At 56.8% G+C, this 20,066-nt stretch carries 19 protein-coding genes and 1 pseudogene; 6 read left to right on the top strand and 14 right to left on the bottom strand.

What is annotated here, in order from left to right; genetic code table 11:
• Positions 1 to 20: 20 nt before the first annotated feature.
• Complete coding sequence (locus QMM04_RS08060) at positions 21 to 806, bottom strand: PhnD/SsuA/transferrin family substrate-binding protein (RefSeq protein ID WP_282995961.1); 786 nt, start codon at positions 804 to 806, stop codon at positions 21 to 23.
• Entirely contained in the window at positions 703 to 1,770 is a 1,068-nt protein-coding gene (locus QMM04_RS08055) for a fatty acid desaturase (RefSeq protein WP_282995966.1), read from the bottom strand. Before QMM04_RS08055 ends, QMM04_RS08060 begins: the two co-directional genes overlap by 104 nt.
• 217 nt (positions 1,771 to 1,987) lie before the next feature.
• On the opposite strand from QMM04_RS08055, the gene QMM04_RS08050 reads away from it, so the two are divergent.
• Positions 1,988 to 3,076, top strand: coding sequence for an LLM class flavin-dependent oxidoreductase (locus QMM04_RS08050; RefSeq protein ID WP_282995960.1), 1,089 nt, complete (start codon positions 1,988 to 1,990; stop codon positions 3,074 to 3,076).
• A gap of 296 nt (positions 3,077 to 3,372) precedes the next feature.
• Here QMM04_RS08050 and QMM04_RS08045 read toward each other — a convergent pair whose 3' ends face one another.
• The 3 genes from QMM04_RS08045 to QMM04_RS08035 all read right to left on the bottom strand — a co-directional run bounded on the left by QMM04_RS08045 (position 3,373) and on the right by QMM04_RS08035 (position 6,331).
• Positions 3,373 to 4,200 (bottom strand): glycosyltransferase family 8 protein, encoded by an 828-nt coding sequence (locus QMM04_RS08045; RefSeq protein WP_282995959.1) that lies wholly within the window; start codon positions 4,198 to 4,200, stop codon positions 3,373 to 3,375.
• A 28-nt stretch (positions 4,201 to 4,228) separates the two neighbouring features.
• Positions 4,229 to 5,611, bottom strand: a complete 1,383-nt coding sequence (locus QMM04_RS08040; protein ID WP_058781996.1) for a D-arabinono-1,4-lactone oxidase — start codon at positions 5,609 to 5,611, stop codon at positions 4,229 to 4,231.
• Between the two features lie 78 nt (positions 5,612 to 5,689).
• On the bottom strand, positions 5,690 to 6,331 hold the full coding sequence (locus QMM04_RS08035; RefSeq protein ID WP_021509768.1) for a TetR family transcriptional regulator: 642 nt from the start codon (positions 6,329 to 6,331) through the stop codon (positions 5,690 to 5,692).
• A gap of 212 nt (positions 6,332 to 6,543) precedes the next feature.
• On the opposite strand from QMM04_RS08035, the gene QMM04_RS08030 reads away from it, so the two are divergent.
• The 3 genes from QMM04_RS08030 to QMM04_RS08020 are packed head-to-tail and all read left to right on the top strand — an operon-like array spanning position 6,544 to position 9,144.
• The gene (locus QMM04_RS08030; protein ID WP_241799047.1) at positions 6,544 to 7,371 is read left to right on the top strand and encodes a MetQ/NlpA family lipoprotein; all 828 of its coding nucleotides are present in this window, start codon (positions 6,544 to 6,546) and stop codon (positions 7,369 to 7,371) included.
• Positions 7,372 to 7,382: 11 nt separating this feature from the next.
• A complete protein-coding gene (locus QMM04_RS08025) occupies positions 7,383 to 8,507 on the top strand; it encodes an ATP-binding cassette domain-containing protein (protein ID WP_241799048.1) in 1,125 nt (374 codons plus the stop codon).
• Complete coding sequence (locus QMM04_RS08020) at positions 8,488 to 9,144, top strand: methionine ABC transporter permease (protein ID WP_088518053.1); 657 nt, start codon at positions 8,488 to 8,490, stop codon at positions 9,142 to 9,144. Before QMM04_RS08025 ends, QMM04_RS08020 begins: the two co-directional genes overlap by 20 nt.
• 174 nt (positions 9,145 to 9,318) lie before the next feature.
• Here the strand turns inward: QMM04_RS08020 and QMM04_RS08015 are convergent.
• The 9 genes and pseudogenes from QMM04_RS08015 to QMM04_RS07975 form a co-directional block, all read right to left on the bottom strand.
• Positions 9,319 to 10,590: pseudogene (locus tag QMM04_RS08015) on the bottom strand (TonB-dependent receptor).
• A gap of 104 nt (positions 10,591 to 10,694) precedes the next feature.
• Complete coding sequence (locus QMM04_RS08010; protein ID WP_088518055.1) at positions 10,695 to 12,083, bottom strand: FAD-binding oxidoreductase; 1,389 nt, start codon at positions 12,081 to 12,083, stop codon at positions 10,695 to 10,697.
• Positions 12,084 to 12,140: 57 nt separating this feature from the next.
• Positions 12,141 to 12,938 carry an ABC transporter permease gene (locus tag QMM04_RS08005; RefSeq protein WP_104189730.1) on the bottom strand — a complete coding sequence of 266 codons (798 nt, stop codon included), beginning with the start codon at positions 12,936 to 12,938 and terminating at the stop codon, positions 12,141 to 12,143.
• A complete protein-coding gene (locus QMM04_RS08000; protein WP_104189732.1) occupies positions 12,935 to 13,765 on the bottom strand; it encodes an ABC transporter ATP-binding protein in 831 nt (276 codons plus the stop codon). Before QMM04_RS08000 ends, QMM04_RS08005 begins: the two co-directional genes overlap by 4 nt.
• Positions 13,762 to 14,733 carry an ABC transporter substrate-binding protein gene (locus tag QMM04_RS07995; protein WP_088518058.1) on the bottom strand — a complete coding sequence of 324 codons (972 nt, stop codon included), beginning with the start codon at positions 14,731 to 14,733 and terminating at the stop codon, positions 13,762 to 13,764. Before QMM04_RS07995 ends, QMM04_RS08000 begins: the two co-directional genes overlap by 4 nt.
• Positions 14,734 to 14,746: 13 nt before the next feature.
• Positions 14,747 to 15,625 (bottom strand): creatininase family protein, encoded by an 879-nt coding sequence (locus QMM04_RS07990; RefSeq protein WP_104189734.1) that lies wholly within the window; start codon positions 15,623 to 15,625, stop codon positions 14,747 to 14,749.
• 14 nt (positions 15,626 to 15,639) lie between these two features.
• Complete coding sequence (locus QMM04_RS07985; protein ID WP_021509778.1) at positions 15,640 to 16,095, bottom strand: RidA family protein; 456 nt, start codon at positions 16,093 to 16,095, stop codon at positions 15,640 to 15,642.
• Positions 16,085 to 17,281 (bottom strand): amidohydrolase family protein, encoded by a 1,197-nt coding sequence (locus QMM04_RS07980; RefSeq protein WP_282995958.1) that lies wholly within the window; start codon positions 17,279 to 17,281, stop codon positions 16,085 to 16,087. Before QMM04_RS07980 ends, QMM04_RS07985 begins: the two co-directional genes overlap by 11 nt.
• On the bottom strand, positions 17,278 to 18,228 hold the full coding sequence (locus QMM04_RS07975; protein WP_278708377.1) for a PDR/VanB family oxidoreductase: 951 nt from the start codon (positions 18,226 to 18,228) through the stop codon (positions 17,278 to 17,280). The genes QMM04_RS07980 and QMM04_RS07975 overlap by 4 nt, the downstream gene beginning before the upstream one ends.
• A gap of 146 nt (positions 18,229 to 18,374) precedes the next feature.
• Between QMM04_RS07975 and QMM04_RS07970 the strand changes: the two genes are divergently transcribed.
• Together QMM04_RS07970 and QMM04_RS07965 are read left to right on the top strand one after the other, a co-directional pair.
• Positions 18,375 to 19,319: a LysR substrate-binding domain-containing protein gene (locus QMM04_RS07970; protein WP_238561831.1), complete on the top strand. Its 945-nt coding sequence runs from the start codon at positions 18,375 to 18,377 to the stop codon at positions 19,317 to 19,319.
• A gap of 112 nt (positions 19,320 to 19,431) precedes the next feature.
• Complete coding sequence (locus tag QMM04_RS07965; protein WP_282995957.1) at positions 19,432 to 19,881, top strand: GNAT family N-acetyltransferase; 450 nt, start codon at positions 19,432 to 19,434, stop codon at positions 19,879 to 19,881.
• The last annotated feature ends 185 nt before the right edge of the window (positions 19,882 to 20,066 follow it).

Here is a 20,066-nt window from a genome sequence, read left to right as displayed (position 1 = left end):
GTCGCCGGTTAGTGCTTAATTTACAGCGCCGTCACGCCCAGCGCGGCGGCGTCATCTTCCCAGCGTTTAACCTCGTCAAACCAGTCGCGCTGCGGCACGGAAAAGCCCGCCAGCAGGTTGGCCTTCATCACATCCTTGTAGTCTTCCACATTGGCCAGCTCAAACAGCGTGCTGCGCAGCTTTTCCAGTAGCAGACTGTCGGTTTTCGCTGAGGTTATCAGCGGCAGCGCGGCACACAGCGGGGTTTCACCGATAATGGCTAAGCCCTGCAGCTCCTGCGGCCGGTATTTGCGCAGCAGCGCCCAGGTGATGCAATCAATGGCGGCGAGGTCGGCCTGTCCGGCGCGCAGCGCGGCAAGCGACTGGCGGTGGCTGCCGCTGATCCGGGTAGTGGCGAAGAATTTGCCGTCCCGGGCCAGCGGCGCGACCACGTAGCGCAGCGCATTGTATCCGGAATGTGAGTCATTGCTGTTGCACACTGCGCGACGGCCGCGGAAATCGGCGAGGCTCAGGTTCTCATCTTCCTGCCGCGCCACCAGCCAGCTACGATAGCGCAGGTCATGGCAGCCAGGCGCATTGGACTGAAACGTGCCCACCAGTTGCACGTCAGGCAATAGCGCGACCAGCGGATAGCCGCAGGTCTGACTCAGCAGCAGATTGTCATCACGCCAGTGTGGCAGCAGGTCGTCGTGCCATTGCACCTCAGCCTGCACGCCGCGCTTCGCCAGCAGCCGCGTCAGCACTGAGGTCATGGCCAGCGTGCTCGGGTGGTCGATGTCGTACATCGGTAAAGAGATGATGTGCATTCTGTGCGTCCTTGTGGTGTCCCGGGTGGGCGTTAACGTCGATCGGCTGACGCCAGAAGCGCTTCATCCATTCGCCGTAACCGGCAACGCGAAAACCCTGATTACGCTGATAGTAGCCGTCGCGGTAGAGCAAATAGACTTTGCGCAGACCGTACCAGGGTAAACCGGGCAGATCGTGATGTACAGAATGATAGTTGAGATTCAGGAACAGCAGGCGCCATGGCCAGGCCGCTTCGTTATTCACCGAGCGCGCCAGTGGCGCCTCATCGGCACGATGTTCGTAAAATGAGCGCACCTTGGTCAGCATCAGCGCCGGATAGCTCACCGCCAGCACCAGCCACAGCGGGGAAAAGCCGCGCAGGCTGAGCCAGTAAAACAGTCCGGCCAGCAGTAGCAGGTGCACCAGCCACATCATCATCGCCGGCACGTCGCGCTGCACCACGCTTTGCGTCAGCGCGCGCAGCGTGGCGAGGATATCCAGCAGCGGTCCCAGCAGCAGACGTCCCGGAAAGGTATTACGCAGATGGATAACGCGCTGTTGCCAGGGTTTGAGCCGTGCCCAGTGCGCCGGCGACAGATTATAGGTTTCCGGATCATCATGCGGATCGGTCAGGGTGTGGTTGCGGTGATGTGCCAGGTGCGAATCCCGGTAGAGACCATACGGATACCACACCGCCAGCGGCAGCGTGCCAAACAGCTGATTAAGGCGCGGCAGGCGCGTCGGATGGCCATGAATCAGCTCATGCTGCAGCGACAAATACCAGGTGGTGAACAGGATCAGCAGCAGTGTGGCGAGGGGCAGACCCAGCGTTTGCCAGTACAGCACGCTGGCGAACCAGCCGCTATAAACGGTAATGATTAACAGCCAGGTCGGCAATTCGCTGCGCCAGAGCCAGCTGCGCGCCAGCTGATGCACCACTTCGCGCTGTTGCGCACTGAGGTAGGCGGAGGTTCCTTTGACCATGTTCATGTATTCAGTCAGCGAGACGGGAAAAGATGCGCTCACGATGCGTGATACGCGTGATAAACACAAAGACGGAAAATTGCTTTGTTATGCAAAAAAGTTGAAGAAGCGCGCGAAAACTATTGGCTATCAGTCCTCTTCGCACAGGCGTAACCTTACCTCATCGAATTCTGATTGATGACGCCGGCGCCGTTCTGGCCCGCGAGGAGCATTTAGCATGAAAAAAATTGGCTTTTTATCTTTCGGTCACTGGACCCCGTCACCACACTCGGCCACCCGTTCGGCGCAGGATGTGCTGCTGCAATCGATCGACCTGGCTGTCGCCGCCGAAGAACTGGGTGCCGACGGTGCCTATTTCCGCGTACACCACTTTGCCCGCCAGCTGAGTTCACCGTTTCCGCTGCTGGCGGCGGTCGGTGCCAAAACCAGCCGCATCGAGATTGGTACCGGTGTGATCGACATGCGTTACGAAAATCCGCTGTATATGGCGGAAGACGCCGGAGCAGCGGACCTGATCGCCAACGGCCGTTTGCAGCTCGGCCTGAGCCGTGGCTCGCCGGAGCAGGTGATTGAAGGCTACCGCTACTTTGGCTTTAATCCGCGCGAAGGGGAAACCGATGCGGATATGGGACGTCGTCACACCGAAGAGCTGCTGGAAGTGCTGCGTGGCGAAGGGTTTGCCAAACCCAATCCGCAGCCGATGTTCCCGAATCCACCGGGACTGCTGCGCCTCGAGCCCTATTCCGAAGGCCTGCGCGAGCGTATCTGGTGGGGCTCCGGCTCGAACGCCACATCGATCTGGGCAGCCCAGCTGGGGATGAATTTGCAGAGTTCGACGCTGAAGGATGACGAGACCGGCGAACCGTTCCATGTGCAGCAGGCGAAGCAGATCCGCGCCTATAAAGAAGCGTGGCAGGCGGCAGGGCATCAGCGTGCGCCGCGCGTGTCGGTCAGCCGCAGTATTTTTGCCCTGATGAACGACACCGACCGCGCTTACTTCGGTCGCGGCGGACAGGAGCAGGATTCCGTCGGGTTCCTCGATGAGAAAACCCGCGCCATCTTTGGGCGTAGCTATGCCGCAGAGCCGGAGCAGCTGATCAAACAGCTGGCTCAGGATGAAGCGATTGCGGAAGCCGATACCCTGTTGCTGACCATCCCTAATCAGCTTGGCGTGGATTATTGTGCGCACGTGATCGACAGCATTCTGACCCACGTCGCGCCAGAGCTCGGCTGGCGTTCAGCGACAGTGCGCAGGGAAGCGCACAATTATTGCGCGATGAATCGCGCCACTACCAGGTGCGCATAAATGCGCAACCTGGGAAATTCAGCAAAGGCTTTGACCCGTTTTAGATTCTGCGGGGTCGCCATTGATGGCGACAACGCGCCCTTCACGAATGCACTAAGACCTTGTAACCCGCATTCAACCCTGTAGGGTCGCCATTTATGGCGACCAACCATTGCGCGATAAATCGCGCCGTTACCAGATGCGCATAAATGCGCACCCTGGGAAATTCAGCAAAGGCTTTGACCCGTTTTAGATTCTGTAGGGTCGCCATTGATGGCGACCAACCATTGCGCGATAAATCGCGCCGTTACCAGCCATTAACCCGCACCCAGCTCCCACCACAGCTTATCCAGCGCGTAATAACGATCGCGCTGCGCCTCTGGCTGGTTCAGATCGCGCTTCCACGGTTTGGCGAGAATGTAGTGCAGATTCTTCACCTCATCGTCATGCCATAAGCCGGCATGCTGGAACGGCAGGGTTTTCAGCGCGTTATAAATGTACGGCAGCGGCAGCCAGCGTCCGGCAAACACCTCATTGAGCAAATCCTGTTCGGAGAACGGATAGCGGCGCAGGTCGTCAATCTCAGCCACTTTCTGCTGCAGCCAGTCGAATACCGCCTGATCCGGCTGCAGCACCAGAAAGCCGCCGTTGAGATAGTTATCAAGATCGGCGGGCGGCGTTTCACCGCGCGCCTGCCAGGTGTAGTGACAATGCTCCGGCTGCCAGCTGTCAGGATAGCTGGCGATTTGATTCGGGTTGCAGCGGCAGGCGTGACAGGCCGCCAGCGCATGCTTGCCGAGGTCAAGCGTAAACAGCTCATCCATGTTGCGCAGCACCAGCATATCGGCATCAAGAAACACCACGCGCTCGCAGCCGGTCAGCTCCCAGGCGCGCAGCTTGCTCCACACTTCACCAAACTGTGCCGAGGCATAATGCTGCTCCAGCGCGGCGTCCGGCATCAGCGGCTGGACCGGATGGATCACGCAGCCCAGCGCCTGTAATGCTTCGCGCATGCTCAGATCGATGGCATCGGTGACCATCACAATCAGCGGCCAGCGCGTTTCGCTGCGTTTGAGTGAGCGATGCAGCGCTTTCACCCCGACATAATATTCCGGCTGCGTTAACAGCGTTACCCAGGCGTACATAGCTTCTCCCCATCAAAATCAATCAAACTCAATCAAACAAAGCCGTGACATAGTCATTGCTAAAGCGGTGCGTCGGATCCAGCTGTTCACGCACTGCACGAAACGCATCCCACTGCGGATAGATGGCGCGCCACTGATAGCGCTGCGGATCGTAATATTTACCCCAGTGCGGACGTCCGCCTTCTGCCGCCAGCAGTTTTTCCACTTCGGTGAGGAAATGCAGTCCGTCCTGCGACAGTGAGCCGTCATCCGCGTAATACACCACGAAACCAAAAAAGCAGGTTGGTTGCTGATGCGCCGGGCTCATCCACGCCTGTGAAGCGCCGGTGCAGCGCAGGATGATGGGATAGTGCATGTGCGGACGATTCTGCGCGTACCAGGCTTTAATCTTGCTGATAATTTCCGGCGTTTTGGCCAGCGGCACGCCAATCTCAACGTTGATCTGCGGTACGGCGATGCCACGACAAAACAGCTGGTAGATATCGCCGCTGATGTCGGTGAAATCACGGAAGCGGGTGACGGTACGGAACTGTTTGCCGCCTTTGCCGTGAATCTGCGTGTCGCGATGCATGTGTTCCAGCGTCTGATCGATGGTATCGTTCAGGCTGCTGTCGGCCTGATCGCCGTGCTCAATCACTTCGCGCTGATGGTCGTACCATGCCTGGCTGTCCTCGGCACTGGCGACATCGGCGTTCCAGACATGCATCAGGTTGTCATCGACAAACCACCAGGCTTTGCTGAGTTCGTGCTGCTCATTCCACGTCAGCAAATCCTGTTCCAGTGAATCGGCAGACGCGGCGAATTTATGGCAGGTAAACAGGCGAAATGGCTGAGTACGCAACGTAATGGCGGTGACGATGCCGAGCGCGCCAAGTGAAACCATCGCCGCCGGGAAATCGGCGTCGCCGCGCTGAAACTCGCGCACGCTGCCATCGGCCAGCACCATGCGGATATGCAGCGCTTCGTCCGCCAGCGAACTCTGTGCCAGGCCCTGACCGTGGGTGCCGGTTGCCAGCGCGCCGGCCAGCGTCTGCACCGCAATCACGCCGGGCGAAGAGGCGAGCATGCGATCCATCTTTGTCAGGCTGTCATACACCTGCTGCAGCGGCGTGCCCGCGGCAAACGTTACGCTCTCTTCATCCTGAGCGAGGATGCCGCGCAGCGCACTGAGATCCAGCAGCACGTCCTGCGGCTGTACGCACAGCATGCGACCGGGCGACAAACGGCTGCCGAGCACGCGCACTTTGCCGTGCGAGTCGCGCAACAGCTGTTGCAGCTCGGCTTCACTACGCGGCTGATGCAATTGCTGGCGCTGGCCAACTACCGAATTCTGCGCCCAGTTCCAGAGCGCAGGCGTGTCATCGGTATGTTGCGTGTTGCGTAACGGATAGAGGAGAGCATCTTTCTTCACTACAGCGTTCCTTAATCTGAGGTCTGTCACGGTCCCGTTTATTTGATCAAGCGTAGACCATCACAGCGAACCCGCAGATTACGGGGCTTTGCGTATATAGCGCAGCGTGGCCGTCACCGCCAGCTGACGGTTGCGGCGAATACTGTCCTCTTCACTGTCGTGGGGGGTAAACAGCGTGTGGAAGGTGTAGCGGTTGGAGACGTGATGCACACAAATACTGCTGAGCAGGCGGTGTACGTCCACGGTATCCAGGCCGTCGATAAAGATGCCCTGACGCTGGCCGCGGGACAGGATGTCATCCAGCAAATCGAGGGTACTTTTGTTCATCGCTTTGATGCGCTCAGACTGCATGATGTAACGCCCGCGCAGCAGGTTTTCTGTACACACCAGGCGCATAAAATCGGGATGCGTGACGTGATAGTCAAAACTGGCTTCCACCAGTTTGATCATCGCCTCTTCCGGCTCCAGCGTAGTAAGATTCAGGCCGGTTTCATGCTGGCGGATCGCCTGATACACCTGCTCCAGCACCTCAATATACAGCTTCTCTTTGTTGATGAAGTGATACACCACCATGCGCTTGGTGGTCTGTGCCAGTTCAGCAATCTGCTCCATTCGCGCGCCCTGCATACCGTATTCGGCGAAGGTTTGCAGCGCACCCGCGAGGATGCGTTTTTTCAACCCTTCCGGGTCATTTTTACGTTTGGGTGTGGTATCCGACATAGCGCTCAATAACGGTCAATCAAACAGGCATGGTAGCACAGCCGCCCGGGGCCTTTTGGCGCGATGAGCGGCGGCATGGCTTTATTCATTTCAGGAATAGCATTCCTGGATAAATCATAATGCTGGAATAAGCAACTGCGTATACTGCGCGTATCTGTCGATCACGGCAGCTTATTTTGACTCGCGTAATAATAACACTCAGGAAATAATTTATGCACACACGCTTTGTATCAGCCAAAAATAAATTGTTGTTAACTGTCGGCGCGTTACTGGTTGCCGGCAGCGTGGTCGCGCCGTTTTCAGTGGCGCAGGCAGCGGATAAAACCGCGGTGAAGGTCGGTATCATGAGCGGCGAGGACGAAGACGTCTGGCGTGAAGTGATCAAGCAGGCCGCCGCGAAAGGGCTGACGGTGAAGACCGTGATTTTCAATGATTATAATCAGCCCAACGAAGCGTTACAGAATGGTGAAGTGGATGCCAATGCCTTCCAGCATCAGCCGTTCCTGAATAATCAAATCAAGGTCAATCATTACGATATCGTGCGCGTCGGCGATACCGCCGTCTGGCCGATCGGTCTCTATTCGAAGAAAGTGAAAAGCGCCGCCGCTCTGAAAGACGGAGCGGTAATCGGCGTGCCTAACGATCCGTCGAACGAGGCGCGCGGTCTGGTGCTGCTGCAGCAACAGGGGCTGATCAAACTCAAACCGGGCGTCGGCATTGCCGCCACCACGGCCGACATCACAGACAATCCCCATCACCTGAAAATCAAAGAGCTGGATTCCGGCATCATTGGTCGCTCGGTGCCGGATCTTGATGCGGCAGTGGTCAATACTGACTGGGCGCTGAAAAGCGGCCTGACCGCGTCGGATCGTATCGCGCAGGAGCCGGTGAAAGACAACCCGTACAACAACTTTATCGCGGTGAAAAAAGAGAACGCCAGCGCCCCGTGGGTGAAAACCCTGGTGGCATCGTACCAGAACGATGCCGTCAAAACGGTGTTTGACAAGGTCTACAAAGGCACGGGCGAAACCGCCTGGTAAGGAACCCATCCATGACGCTATTTTCCGAGGCCACCGTGCCCCTGACCGCCGTGGCGCGCGGCGTGATCGAAGAGACAACAGTACGCGATCGCGTGGCGCAGCACAGCAACGTGGTGCGTTTGCAGGGCGTGTCGCGCCGTTTCGGCCAGACACAGGCGCTGCGCAATGTCTCACTGACGGTGCAAAAAGGCGAAATCCTTGGCCTGATCGGGCGCAGCGGCGCCGGAAAATCGACGCTGATTCGCTGTCTCAACGGGCTGGAGCAGCCCGACGAAGGCGTAATCGAGATTGAAGGGCGGGGTATTACCGGTCTCTCGGAACAGCAGCTGCAGGCGGTGCGCAGTCGCGTCGGCATGGTGTTTCAGCACTTCAATCTGCTGTCGGCAAAAACCGTGGCGCAGAATGTGGCGCTGCCGCTGAAAATAGCTGGCATGGAAAAGGCACAGCGCAACCAGCGCGTAGCGGAACTGCTGGCGCTGGTAGGATTGAGCGATAAGGCCGGACACTATCCGGCGGCGCTCTCCGGTGGACAAAAACAGCGCGTCGGTATTGCCCGCGCGCTGGCCGCCAGCCCGGCGCTGCTGCTGTGTGACGAAGCCACGTCGGCGCTCGATCCGGAAACCACCCGCTCGATTCTCGCGCTGCTGAAATCGCTCAATCAGCAGCTTGGTATCACCATTCTGCTGATCACGCATGAGATGGAGGTGATCAAATCCGTGGCGCATCGCGTGGCCGTCATCGACGCCGGGGAGATTGTCGAGCAGGGCCCGGTGTGGCAGGTGTTCGCCCATCCGCAATCCGCGCTGACGCGCACGCTGCTGCGCGGGCTGCTGCCGCAGCTGCCGGAGAATCTCGCAGCGCGGCTCAGCGAACAGCGTGAAGGTGAGGCGATCTATAGCGTTCACTTTGCTGGTGTGGCGGCGCAGGGGGATTTGCTGACGCAGTTTGCCAGCGCTCTGCCGGGTAAATTTCGCCTGCTGCAGGGGGGCATCGACCACATTCAGCACTACGCGGTAGTGCGTTTCTTTATTGCGCTCCCGGCCGCCAACGCTGCCGATGAGTATCAGGTTCTCAGCTGGCTGCGTACGCAGCAGGCACAGGTGGAGTTGGTCGGTTATGTCGCCAGTGATGATTGATTTACTGCTCAATGCGTTGGGTGAAACGCTGCTGATGACGGCGGTGGCCGGCCTGTTTTCGCTGCTGGCCGGATTACCGCTGGGACTGATTCTGGTGACCACCAGCCCCGGCGGCATTGCTGAAAACCGGAGCATCAATCGTCTGCTGGGCGTAGTGATCAACGGCTTTCGCTCGCTGCCGTTCATTATTCTGCTGGTGGCGCTGATTCCCTTTACCCGTCTGCTGGTCGGCACCTCTCTGGGCACCTGGGCCGCAATTGTACCGTTATCGATCACCGCCACGCCGTATTTTGCCCGGGTAGCGGAAGTTTCACTGCGCGATGTCGATCGCGGGCTGATTGATGCGGTGCGTGCCATGGGTGCCAGCAAATTACGTATTGTCTGGGAGGTGCTGATTCCTGAAGCGCTGCCGGGCATTCTTTCCGGTTTTGTCGTCACGCTGGTGGCGCTGATCGGCGCCTCGGCAATGGCGGGTGCCATCGGGGCGGGCGGCCTGGGCGATCTGGCGATTCGCTACGGTTATCAGCGTTTTGACACTGCGGTGATGGTGGCGGTGATCGCCGTACTGATCGTGCTGGTGTGCGGTATCCAGTGGCTCGGCGATCGGCTGGTGCAGCGCATTGACAGGCGGCACTGAGAAAAACGTCTGCGCCAGTACGCTCTCCTGCAGACAAATGCTTCGCATCAGGCGCTGGCGGTGAATATTGTACAAAAACTCAACAGGCCCCTGTTAAAGGGGCCTATGGGTTAATCAGCAATTCATCCATCCTGGGCAGCAGGTAAAGACAGTTAATTCTGATGGAATGAATGATTAAAAGTCGTATTGCAAACTCAAACGATTCTGCCAGAAATGTGAATCGTACAGAGGCGATGTCTGCACGCCGGCAAAATCGGTCACGCTTAATCCTTTTAATACACCGCTAAACGCCCAGGTGAAATACACCAGATATTCCGACTGATTAATGCTGGCAGACTGTGCCGAGGGTTTTAAATCCATAAACGAATATTGTGTACCCAGAGAAAGATGCTCATTAAGCACGTAGTTCAGGTTGGTCATATATGCATTGCCACTGCCAAGATCCTGGGTACTGGTGAAAAACGGCTGGGCGAAATAGGGACCCGATGAACTGTTGTGGGCATAAGGCACCACCAGTGAACCGTTACCCCAGCTATTGGGGCTGGCAGCAATATGGTCGTAGCCCAATTTCCAGTTCAATGCAGGGGTGAAACTCAGCGCGAGCTGAGCACCGTAAGAGGTGCTATTGACCTCTCCGGCCAGCGCTTTCCCTAAGCTGGTACCGCGAATAAACTGCAGAGCCACATCCGGCTGCAACAATGTATCCTGCCACTGCATATGACTTTCGCCATAGACAACGCGGGAATAATCAGCATATTCCTGATACCACACTTGTCCGGTAAGTTTTTTGTTATCCCACTGGGTGCCCTGTCCGCCACCAATCGCCCACATGCCGTTAGTGCGCTCATCGATATCCGAATAGGCCGTGGTATCCAGGAACTGATCGTCGCCCCAGGGCTTGTAGCGCCAGACTTAGGTAGCATGCAAATACTGGGTGCTGTCGCCATAATTGGCATCAACGCCCCTGAAGAGTATCGGTGTAATACGCCAGTCATAGTCACCGACGAAGGGAATGTTAATGCGTTGATCGCCGGCAGTAATTTTAAAATCATCCTGTTGCCAGCTTAAATAAGCTTCCCCGATATTGGTCTGATTATCACCAATGTCGCTGATGGTATGCGCTTCATCCGGGTGATCAATCCCCCGCAAAAAGATGGCGCTCACGCCAGCGCGAAAACCATACGCGGGAGCCGTTTCATATTTCACACTGCCGCCGTAACTGGTGGTGTCCTGATTAAAGCCTTTGGAAAAATAGGCATTGTGTGTGGAGTAGTAGAGCGTACGTAAACTGCCGCTAACGGTACCGCAGGTGAATATATCGCTGAAGCTGTCTACACCGCTGGCATCGTAATGACAGTCGCTGATATTACTTTGTGTCGCAGCCAGTGTTGCTGGCGCGAAGGGGAAAAACAGCGCAAGTAAACCGACACGTTTTAGTGCTCTCATTGCATGATCCCTGAATAAACACACCCGTTGAGGAAAGCGTAACTATGCCAGCCGGGTGAGAGGATCACCCGGCGGTGAGTTATGCCGTAAATAAAAAGTGATGATCAATTAACGCCGGGAATATGTACCGCCGGCAAGGTTTCACGTACTTCCCAGCCACGTAGCTTGCCGGGGTTTAATAAGTTGTAAGGATCGCAGGCGGATTTTAGGGCAACCACATCAGGCCGCACCATACCTTGTTTGCCATCCTCAATATGAATGACATGCGGATTATTTATTTTCACATTATGGCTACGATAAATATCCATAATGGCGTTGAGCCGTTCCGGGCTGCTGTAACGGATTAATGGCAGGCCGCTACAGGTGAGCGCACCGTTCATGTCGCGCAGAAATTCAATATGTGACATCACCTCATCCGATAATTCAGCTTCCATTGCCAGCACCTGTTGATGGTAATTATCCACGGCATAAGCGGTTTGCAGGTAAGTCAGGGTTTTATCAACCTTCAATGCCTGCAGGGTGGTGTGGTTCCAGCAATATTCAATCAGGGAATGGCCGCTATTTTCCCCTTCGGCAAAGTGCAATGCATTACGGCCGTTGTGTTGTGCGAGGATGGCGGGCAGCAGGCCATCACTCTCGCTTCCCGTCACTGAAATGACACCGTGTTGAGCCCGAATCTGCGCCTCCGCTAAATCGCTGAAATAATCCAGCACCGGTGCGGCAAATACCGCGATTTGACGTTTAACAATGCCAGGTGAACGCGCCAGCGCATCGGCATAAGCCATCGCGGAGGGGAAATCGGCGAAGGTATCCAGGCGCTCTATCCAGTCGTGGCAGGGTGCCAGTGCCAACTCGATCTCCAGCACGATGCCATTGCTGCCGTAAGCATGATGCAACAGCAGGGCATCCGGTGCCTGCAACGTAATGATGCGCGGTGTCTCTTCCATCGTCATCATACGAATTGACAGCACGTTGCCTGGCGCGGCCAGCGGACCGTAGTTAATCGATCCTACTCCGCCAAAACCGCCGCCAAACAAACCACCCAGCGTGGCAAGTTTCCAGGTTGAGGGCATGCAACGCAGCTCCCAGCCATGCGGGCGGGTATGTGCTTCGAGATCGCCCAGACGAATGCCAGCCTGCGCGCGCACCGTACCGGTACCCATGGCGGTGACGCTGTTCAGGCGTGTCATGTCGACCATGACACCGCCCTCCAGCGGAATCAGCTGGCCGTAGTTGCCGGTGCCGCCCCCCCGGAGATTCAGTGGGATACGCGCTTTGGCACAGGCTGCCACAACGGCAAGCAGTTCGTTCTCATCGCGTGGACGAACAGCCAGCTCGGCGAACTTCTCTTCCAGCTGGTGTTTAAGCACCGGGCTAAACCAGTGAAAGTCACGTGACAGACGTTTTACTTTCGGCGCTTCTTTAATCCAGTCAAATTCCGGCAACGCCGCGACCAGCGCCGCCAGTGCAAACTGGCGATCGGGTTCAGACATGTATAGCTCCTGTCAGTCGAAGAGGTGATGGGCGGTTGATGATCCGCCCGTGTTGCATTAACTCGGGCTCAATTCGCTCTCATGCCATGCTGCCAGTACGCGGCGCGTGAGCCATGACATCAGTGCAAAGAGCAGGAAGCCGGCCAGGGAAATCAGTAACAATGCGGCAAACATCAACGGAATATTGAGTTGATAGCCAGCCTGCAGGATCTGATAGGCCAGCCCGGTATCCGTGCCGCCGGTGCCTGCAACAAATTCCGCGACCACTGCGCCAATCAGCGACAAGCCACTGGAGATGCGCAACGCACCAAAGAAATAGGGCAACGCCGATGGAATGCGCAGGCGTATTAAAATTTGCAGGCGCGATGCATGGTTGAGCCTGAAATAGCTCAGTAGCCCCGGAGACACGCTACGTAAACCTTGTGTGGTGTTTGAAATGATCGGGAACACTGCCATCAGAGTGGCGCACACCACCAGGGACAACGTGGTGTCTTTCACCCAAATAATGATCAGCGGCGCAATGGCGACAATCGGCGTTACCTGCAGAAAGACAATATAAGGAAATAACGCCGTCTCGATAAACCGATTCTGCACCAGTAAAAACGCAATGATGGAGCCAATAACCGTCGCCAGCACAAACGAGATCACCGTGATTTTCAGCGTGTAAAGTAAGGACATAAACAACGCCGGAAAGTTTTGCGCCAGGCTTTGCGCCACGACGAGTGGAGAAGGGACCAGAAAGGCGGGCACCTTAAACGCGGTGACCAGAAACTGCCACAGTAACAGCATGGCAATGGCGACCACCGCCGGAAACAGCCATTGTTGAAATTTACGGTTTGCTGCAAGCGGTTTCATGCTTTGCTCTCCTGACTGGCTGCGAGCAGGCCGCGCTGCAACAGCTGCGCATAATGGGTAAACGGCTGACTGACACGAAACGCATCATCACGCGGCAGGCTGGTTTCAATGCGAATATCATCAACAACGCGACCCGGTCGCGCGGCCATCATAATCACACGCTGCGACAGGAATACGGCTTCCTGAATCGAGTGGGTCACAAAAACTACTGTAAGCTTTTGCTCCTGCCACAAATCGAGCAGGTCGCTGTCCAGTTTGTTGCGGGTGATTTCGTCCAGCGCGCCAAAGGGCTCATCCATTAACAGCACCCGGGGACGCGTCACTAAACCACGGGCAATTGACACCCGCATCTGCATGCCACCGGAAAGCTCGCGTGGCAGTACATGACCAAACTGACCCAGGCCAACCAGTGCCAGAATCTCCCGCACCCGGGTGTCGGCTTCACCGCGTGGTACCCCCGCCAGATCCAACGGCAGGCGTACATTATTATGCACGCTGCTCCACGGCATCAGGGTGGCTTCCTGAAACACAAAGGAAAGCGGCAGATCGCGTTGATTCTCCCGACGATCGCGACGAAATAGCATCAGTTTGCCATCACTGGGTTCAATTAAGCCGGCAATCATTTTCAGTAAGGTACTTTTGCCACAGCCGGAAGGGCCGAGCAGTGAAACAAACTCGCCCTGGCGCACGGTCAGTTCCACCGGCAGCAGTGCCCGCGTCCCGTTGGGATAGATTTTCTCCGCGGAGAGCACCTCAATCGCCGGCGGCGCTGCAGGCCGTGGCTGGCTGTCCGGATTGATCGGCGTTATGTTGCTGGCGGTGTTCATGGCATGACCTTAACGTCTTTGATGAACTGCAGCGTGTAGCTACCCGCAAACGGCACTTTGGCCGGATCGATTAGCTTGTTATCCACCAGCAGCTGCCATGTCTGTTTTAGCCGTGGCTCGGTAATAATACCGATACCCGCCGTTTGCGCGTCGCCGCCCGTCACCATCTGGTATTTCTTCATCTGGGCAATACCGAAGGCGATCTGCTCCTCGCTCATCTGTGGATTCTCTTTCCTGATGAGGACGTTGCCAGCGCTCGGATCCTGCAGATAGTTTTTCCAGCCCTGCATTGAGGCTTTAACGAATGCGGCTACCGCCTGCGGACGTTTTTCAATGGTTGATTTCATGCACACAATGCTGTTGCCGTAGGGCGGGTAACCCCATTCGCTGATCGGGTAGACATTGGCTTGCGCATGGGCTTTCTGCACAGCAAAAGGTTCCGAGGTGATATAACCCTGCTGCACCAGCGTTTTGTCTGCTAGGAATGGCTGGATGCTGAACGTGTACGGGCGCACGCGCGCATTCTTCAGGCTGAGCGCACTCTGCGCCCACGGCCAGTAGGAGGTATAAGCTTCCGCCGCCAGCAGGAAGGTTTTACCCTGCAGATCCGCTTTATCTTTCACATCAGGATGGGTAAGAAAAGCAATTGCCGAGTGCTGGAACGTAGTGGCAACGGGCACGGCTTCAACACCCTGCTGCCAGGATTCAAGCGCCTGCATGTTATCGCTGATGATGCAGTCTGCCTGACCCGCCGCCATCAGCTGCATGGTGTGAACCTGGGGACCACCCATTTTAATGGTGACGTCCAGCCCGGCATCTTTATACAGGTTCTGCGCCAGTGCCTGATAAAAACCGCCATGCTCTGCTTGCGCATACCAGTTGGTCATAAAGGTGAATTTCTCCGCCGCCATGCTCTGGGCCGACAGCGCCAGCGACAGTGCGGCAATCATGCTTAATTTTTTATTCATCGTGATCCCCCGGTTAGCGCGATGTTAAGAGTGATGCAGCGTCGTTGTGGTCTAATACTTTGCCCTGCCAGTGGCCTGTGCCCCATGCCGGTTCAGCGCGGGTTACCCAGCTCATTTGATGCATTTCGGTGATCACCTGTGCCCAACTTTCCGCCAGCGAATCCAGAATCGCCGCGCCTTGTTCGGGCGTCGACGGCAGTGGATCGCCAATCACGCCGCTGGGGCCGAAATCATAAGAAGCCCATGCCGCCATGGGTTTACTGGTCGAGAGTGTCGGGCAGGGGAAGGCAGGCGGATAATTCGCCACGGCTTTGCTCATCTGCACGGTGTCGGGGGCGAGTGCCAGCATCAGTGCGGTTTCCGCATGACCGGCATGCATCGCCATTTGGCGCTCTTTATCGTCCATAAAGCTTTCGGCGCAGTTAGGCACTTTGAAGGTGTCCTGCATAATGATGATCATGTCACCGTGGCGCAGACGCAGTTCGCGTGCGGCCATTTGCAGCGGCTGCGGCTGGCCGCCATGGCCATTCACCATGAGAAACTTGCGAAAACCGGCGCGATACAGCGATTCACCAATCTCCAGAATGGTATGTAATAAGGTTTCGCCGGTCAGCGTTAACGTGCCGGGAAAATGCAGGTGCTCATCGGATTTACCGTAGGTGATCGGCGGAATGGCGTACGCGGGGATGTCAGCGGGCAAACGTGCCAGCGCATGCCCGACCACGCCCGATGAAATCACGCTGTCCACGGCGCACGGCAGATGAGGGCCGTGCTGTTCAATCGCCCCGGTCGGCAAAACGATTACCGTGTTGGCTTTATTATCCAGCGTGGCAATGTCGGTCCAGCTCAGATACGGCAAAAAGCGGTTTGCCGGGATATAACCATGCAACATACTGTTTCCTCGCGTTATTGTGGCAACCACGCCGTGGCTTCAACTTCGATTAATACGTCCGGGCTGGGCAACATTTCACTGACCTGCACCACCGTTGACACCGGCGGTTCATCCGGGAAGAACTGCCTGCGCACCCGGCTGTAGTGCGGGAAATGGTCCAGATTGCGGAAATACTGCACCAGTTTGAACACATCGCTCATCTGCCCACCGGCGCGTTCAACGGTGGTGCGGATGCTCTCCAGCACATACCAGCTCTGTGCCAGAATCGGGCCCTCTTTGAAATCGGTAGAGAATTCACCGCTGCGTCCCAGTAGCCGTTGCGCCGCGTCAGGGATATCGCTGTAACCGCGCACGATGGTGGCGGTTTGCGGGTTCACCGGAATAATGCCGGAGAGAAAAATAAAGTCGCCGACGCGTCGCCACGCCGCATATTTGGCCAGCGGTTTACCCGCGCCATCATCAAGCGTCATCTGTTTCGTCTCCATAACGCACACCCTGTTTGAGCCGATAGCGCTGGCGCTGGCGCAGCGGCCAGCTTGCCGCATCGGCAGACGGAAAAATCACCACATCGTTGTGATAAAGCGCATCGGGCTGGCAGATGAGCTGAGAGGCTTCATCAAAGGCAGAACCCAGCTGCAGGCTCAATACGCCGCTGAACAGGGTATCGAGCGGGTCATAACTGCCGAGGGGGCAGAAAGCGTCCTGCACGTTATCAGCGCCCAGCAGCAGTGAAAGCCCCCGCGCCTGCGCTTCTTTCACCAGCGTCAATCCGCGCTGACGCGGTGTGCGATCAGGCACCGCGTCCTGCAGCAGCAGGTTGGTCAGGGGCAGGGCGATCAGCGTCACGCGGTGCAGGGCCAGCCGGTCAAGAATTTGCAGGGCATCTTCCTGTTGAGACAGCGCACAGCTGTGGCTGCAGGTAATCTGGCCACTGAACGGATGTTGTTGCAGGTAGTTCGCCAGCCAGCGCATGCCCTGCGCATCGGCATTCAACTCTTCATCTATGTGCAGGTCGATATCGAGCTGCCACTGTTCGGCCGCGTGCAGCAGATTGGCGAAGGCGACTGCATCCCAGTTGCTGCTGTGGATGAAACCGCCGAGAAGCGCGCCCGGACCGCTGACGGCCACCTGGGCGGCAATATGCTGCGCATCATCCTGGCGGGCAAAAAAGCTCAGCGGGGCGAGCGCCACGCGTTCAATACGGCACAGCGGATGCTGTAACTCACCGATCACCTGCCACGCCAGCGGCGCTTCAGGGCTGAACCAGTCGACGTGGGTGCGCAATACACCTACGCCACTCCCCACCGCCCAGCGCAACGCCTGCTCAGCGCGCTGCTGCAAATCCTCACGGCTCCAGTGCACGCGATCCTGATGCATCGCGGAAATCGCAGCCAGTAAACCGGGCTGGCGTGCCGGGCTACGCTCAAAGGTGAACGTTTTATCCAGATGCGCATGCGGTTCGATCAGGGCTGGAAGCACCAGAGCGCCATTGAGGGGCAAATAATCGGCATACGCTCCTTCAGAGGGGGCGAACTGCAGCCCGTCAGCGTGAAAATGTAACGTCGCCAGCTGCGGCTGGTTGTCCTGCTGTGGCCAGCTGTCTGGCAGGAGCCAGCGGGGTAAACGTGCGCCGGTTGCGCCTGGATAGATGTTCATAAGTCCAGTACCAGAAGCGGAGAACGTGCGCGTGAGCAGCACAGGACGATGCAGTCATTCGCGGCACGCTCTTTTGGGCTTAACACCTCGTCACGGTGATCGGGTTCACCCGACAAAACACCCGTAATGCAGGCACCACACATGCCTTGCTCACAGTAGAGTTCGATGTCGATACCCGCCGCTTCCAGCACCCCGGCAATGCTTTGTGCCTGTCCAATGGTATAACGCGCGCCGGAGGAGGCAATCTCCACGTCGAAGCTGTCGCCTCCGGTAATCAGGGAGGCTGCAGGATTGAAACGTTCGCTGTGCCATTGATCTGGCTGCCAGCCGCGTTCCAGCGCTTGCTGCTGCAGGTGGTGCATGAAGCCAGCTGGTCCGCAGGCAACCAGCGCGCTGTTGGCCGATGTTTCCAGATCGTCAGGTATCCGGGTGCGCAGGCTGTCGCCTTCGCTACTGTAGTGAATGACGACACGCTCACCGAGCTGCGCCAGACGTGTCGCAAACGCCAGTTCATCATGATGTTTGAGGTAGATATGCAGCATGAATTCAGCCTGCCGCCTGGCCAGCGCTTCTGCCATGACCAGCAGTGGCGTCAGGCCAATACCGGCAGCAAATAATAAGGTGCGCGGTGCATCCGGTAGCGGAAAGTGGTTACGCGGTGCCGACAGGGTTAACGCATCGCCGACATTCAGCTGTTGATGCAGCCAGCGGGAACCGCCTGTCGAGGCGGGATCAAGACGCACGCAGATTTCATAGCCAGCGGCACTGGCTGGCGAACACAGTGAGTATTGACGCACCCCTCCCGCCGGCAGGTGGACATCAATGTGCGCGCCCGGTGTAAAAGGCGGCAGCGGTTGGTCGCTGGCACTCTCCAGCGTCAGTAACAGATTGCCAGCACCGTTGGACTGCTTTGCGATGACGGTGACAGCCAGGTGTGTTGATTTCATAATCAGCCTGTCTTTGCAGGGCTGTCATCAGCGTTAGCGCCGCGCATACCCTTGTCTTTATCATGGATGCGATTATTATTTTGCCGTTGTGTAAGCGTCCATCTGTTTAATTCGCATGATGCGTTGCAAAAAAGAGAGCACCCACTATGTTTGCCTTCTCACGTTTTCTGATTTATTTCACCGAAGTGGCACGCCAGGGTTCGCTACGTAAGGCTTCCGAGGTGTTGCACGTCTCTGCCTCCTCTATCGATCGGCAGATTTTGCGCGTGGAGGAACAGCTGGATATGCCGTTGTTTGAACGCCATCCATCAGGTTTATGTATGACTGCCGCTGGCGAAATCCTGTTTAATGCGGCCAAAAACTGGCAACGTGATTTTGGTCGTGTTTGTACCCAATTAGAGGATCTGCGTGGCTTGCGACATGGCCATGTGCATATCGCCACCATTGATGCCATTAACCGCGGTTTTTTCTCCTCAATCCTGCAGCGTATCCGTGAAGACTATCCGGGCATTTCGTTTACCCTCACCACCATGAGCAATATCCATATCGCGAATGCGCTGACCGCCGGTGATGCGGATTTTGGCATCATGCTCAACCCACAAAGCTCGCGTGAACTGCTGGTGAAATCCTTTGCCGATCTGCGTCTGGGGATTGTGGTTAGCCGACATCATCCCCTGGCAACGCTGGAATCTATTCGCTTCAGCCATTGCGAACCCTGGCCGTTTATTGTGCCCGCCGCGCCATTAATGCTGGCCGATCCGCTGGAAGCGCTCATTAACAGTTCTGGCATTCGCCTGAAGGAAGTGGGGCGCACCAATAACATTCATATGCTGCGATCGTTAGTGCGTGATGATGTTGGCATCAGCCTGATGTGCTGGCTGGATATTGTTGATGAATATCGCCGGGGAGAACTGAAATTCATTCCGCTGATCGACACGGTATTAAAACCCTTTACTCTGTCACTGTGCGTGGCACCACAACGCCAGTTATCGGTGGCCGCGTCGATGATGCTCGGGCAGCTCGAGTTATTCTTTGCAATGATAGAGAGTGAAGAAGCGCTGGCAGGCAAGGAAGAGAAGCATATCGGGTAAACGCCGGACTTGCCCGCCAGATGTTGCAGCGGGTGGTGATGAACAACACCTATTGTAGATGTAAGGTCAGTCTGGTAGCGGCACAGCAGCCTCCTTTAATACAGGTATCACGATGGTGAAGATTGAACACGCAGACCCGCGCTCGGCGGAATCACAGTGGCTGATTGAAAAACTCTCCGCAGAGCTTGCGGCTATCACTGGCGATGGCGGAAACAGCCGCGCCAGCGTTGACACCTTTCAGGGTGAAGGCGCGTTGTGGGTGATCGCGAGAGACGCGCAGGGCACGGCCGTCGGCTGCGGCGCGTTACGGCCGGTGGCTGCCGGGATCGCTGAACTGAAAAGGATGTTCTCCGACCGCAGTTTGCCGGGCATCGGCTGCGCCTTGCTCTGCGCTCTGGAAGCCGCGGCAAAAAACCTGGGATATCGTGAACTGTGGCTGGAAACCCGGCATGTTAATCAGCGCGCCGTGGATTTTTATATCAGGCAGGGTTACCGGCAGAGAGAAAATTACGGACCCTACCGCGGCCGGGAAGAGGCCATTTGCCTGGGCAAAACGTTATAAAATAAAAGGGTGGCTGACATCAGTCCGGCGGGTTTGATTTAGCGGCCCGTATCATCTTCCATCGCCCAGCAAACTCACCACAACAAAAAGCCCGCTCAGCTTTCCCTGAGCGGGCTTCTTTCAATCTGGCCGGATATTAAAATTGATATTTAACGCCGCCCTCGCGGGTACGCCAAATCATCATA

Source organism: Pantoea sp. Pa-EAmG (assembly GCF_030024295.1).
In the GTDB taxonomy this organism is placed as follows: Bacteria; Pseudomonadota; Gammaproteobacteria; order Enterobacterales; family Enterobacteriaceae; genus Pantoea; species Pantoea dispersa.
Note: the sequence above shows the minus strand (reverse complement) of the source record. Positions and strands in the feature narration are given on the sequence as shown.

Coding starts and splice junctions, on each gene's coding strand:
- QMM04_RS08060 (WP_282995961.1), bottom strand. CDS start 806: ATGCACATCATCTCTTTACCGATGTACGACATCGACCACCCGAGCACG.
- QMM04_RS08055 (WP_282995966.1), bottom strand. CDS start 1,770: ATGGTCAAAGGAACCTCCGCCTACCTCAGTGCGCAACAGCGCGAAGTG.
- QMM04_RS08050 (WP_282995960.1), top strand. CDS start 1,988: ATGAAAAAAATTGGCTTTTTATCTTTCGGTCACTGGACCCCGTCACCA.
- QMM04_RS08045 (WP_282995959.1), bottom strand. CDS start 4,200: ATGTACGCCTGGGTAACGCTGTTAACGCAGCCGGAATATTATGTCGGG.
- QMM04_RS08035 (WP_021509768.1), bottom strand. CDS start 6,331: ATGTCGGATACCACACCCAAACGTAAAAATGACCCGGAAGGGTTGAAA.
- QMM04_RS08030 (WP_241799047.1), top strand. CDS start 6,544: ATGCACACACGCTTTGTATCAGCCAAAAATAAATTGTTGTTAACTGTC.
- QMM04_RS08025 (WP_241799048.1), top strand. CDS start 7,383: ATGACGCTATTTTCCGAGGCCACCGTGCCCCTGACCGCCGTGGCGCGC.
- QMM04_RS08020 (WP_088518053.1), top strand. CDS start 8,488: ATGTCGCCAGTGATGATTGATTTACTGCTCAATGCGTTGGGTGAAACG.
- QMM04_RS08010 (WP_088518055.1), bottom strand. CDS start 12,083: ATGTCTGAACCCGATCGCCAGTTTGCACTGGCGGCGCTGGTCGCGGCG.
- QMM04_RS08005 (WP_104189730.1), bottom strand. CDS start 12,938: ATGAAACCGCTTGCAGCAAACCGTAAATTTCAACAATGGCTGTTTCCG.
- QMM04_RS08000 (WP_104189732.1), bottom strand. CDS start 13,765: ATGAACACCGCCAGCAACATAACGCCGATCAATCCGGACAGCCAGCCA.
- QMM04_RS07995 (WP_088518058.1), bottom strand. CDS start 14,733: ATGAATAAAAAATTAAGCATGATTGCCGCACTGTCGCTGGCGCTGTCG.
- QMM04_RS07990 (WP_104189734.1), bottom strand. CDS start 15,625: ATGTTGCATGGTTATATCCCGGCAAACCGCTTTTTGCCGTATCTGAGC.
- QMM04_RS07985 (WP_021509778.1), bottom strand. CDS start 16,095: ATGACGCTTGATGATGGCGCGGGTAAACCGCTGGCCAAATATGCGGCG.
- QMM04_RS07980 (WP_282995958.1), bottom strand. CDS start 17,281: ATGAACATCTATCCAGGCGCAACCGGCGCACGTTTACCCCGCTGGCTC.
- QMM04_RS07975 (WP_278708377.1), bottom strand. CDS start 18,228: ATGAAATCAACACACCTGGCTGTCACCGTCATCGCAAAGCAGTCCAAC.
- QMM04_RS07970 (WP_238561831.1), top strand. CDS start 18,375: ATGTTTGCCTTCTCACGTTTTCTGATTTATTTCACCGAAGTGGCACGC.
- QMM04_RS07965 (WP_282995957.1), top strand. CDS start 19,432: ATGGTGAAGATTGAACACGCAGACCCGCGCTCGGCGGAATCACAGTGG.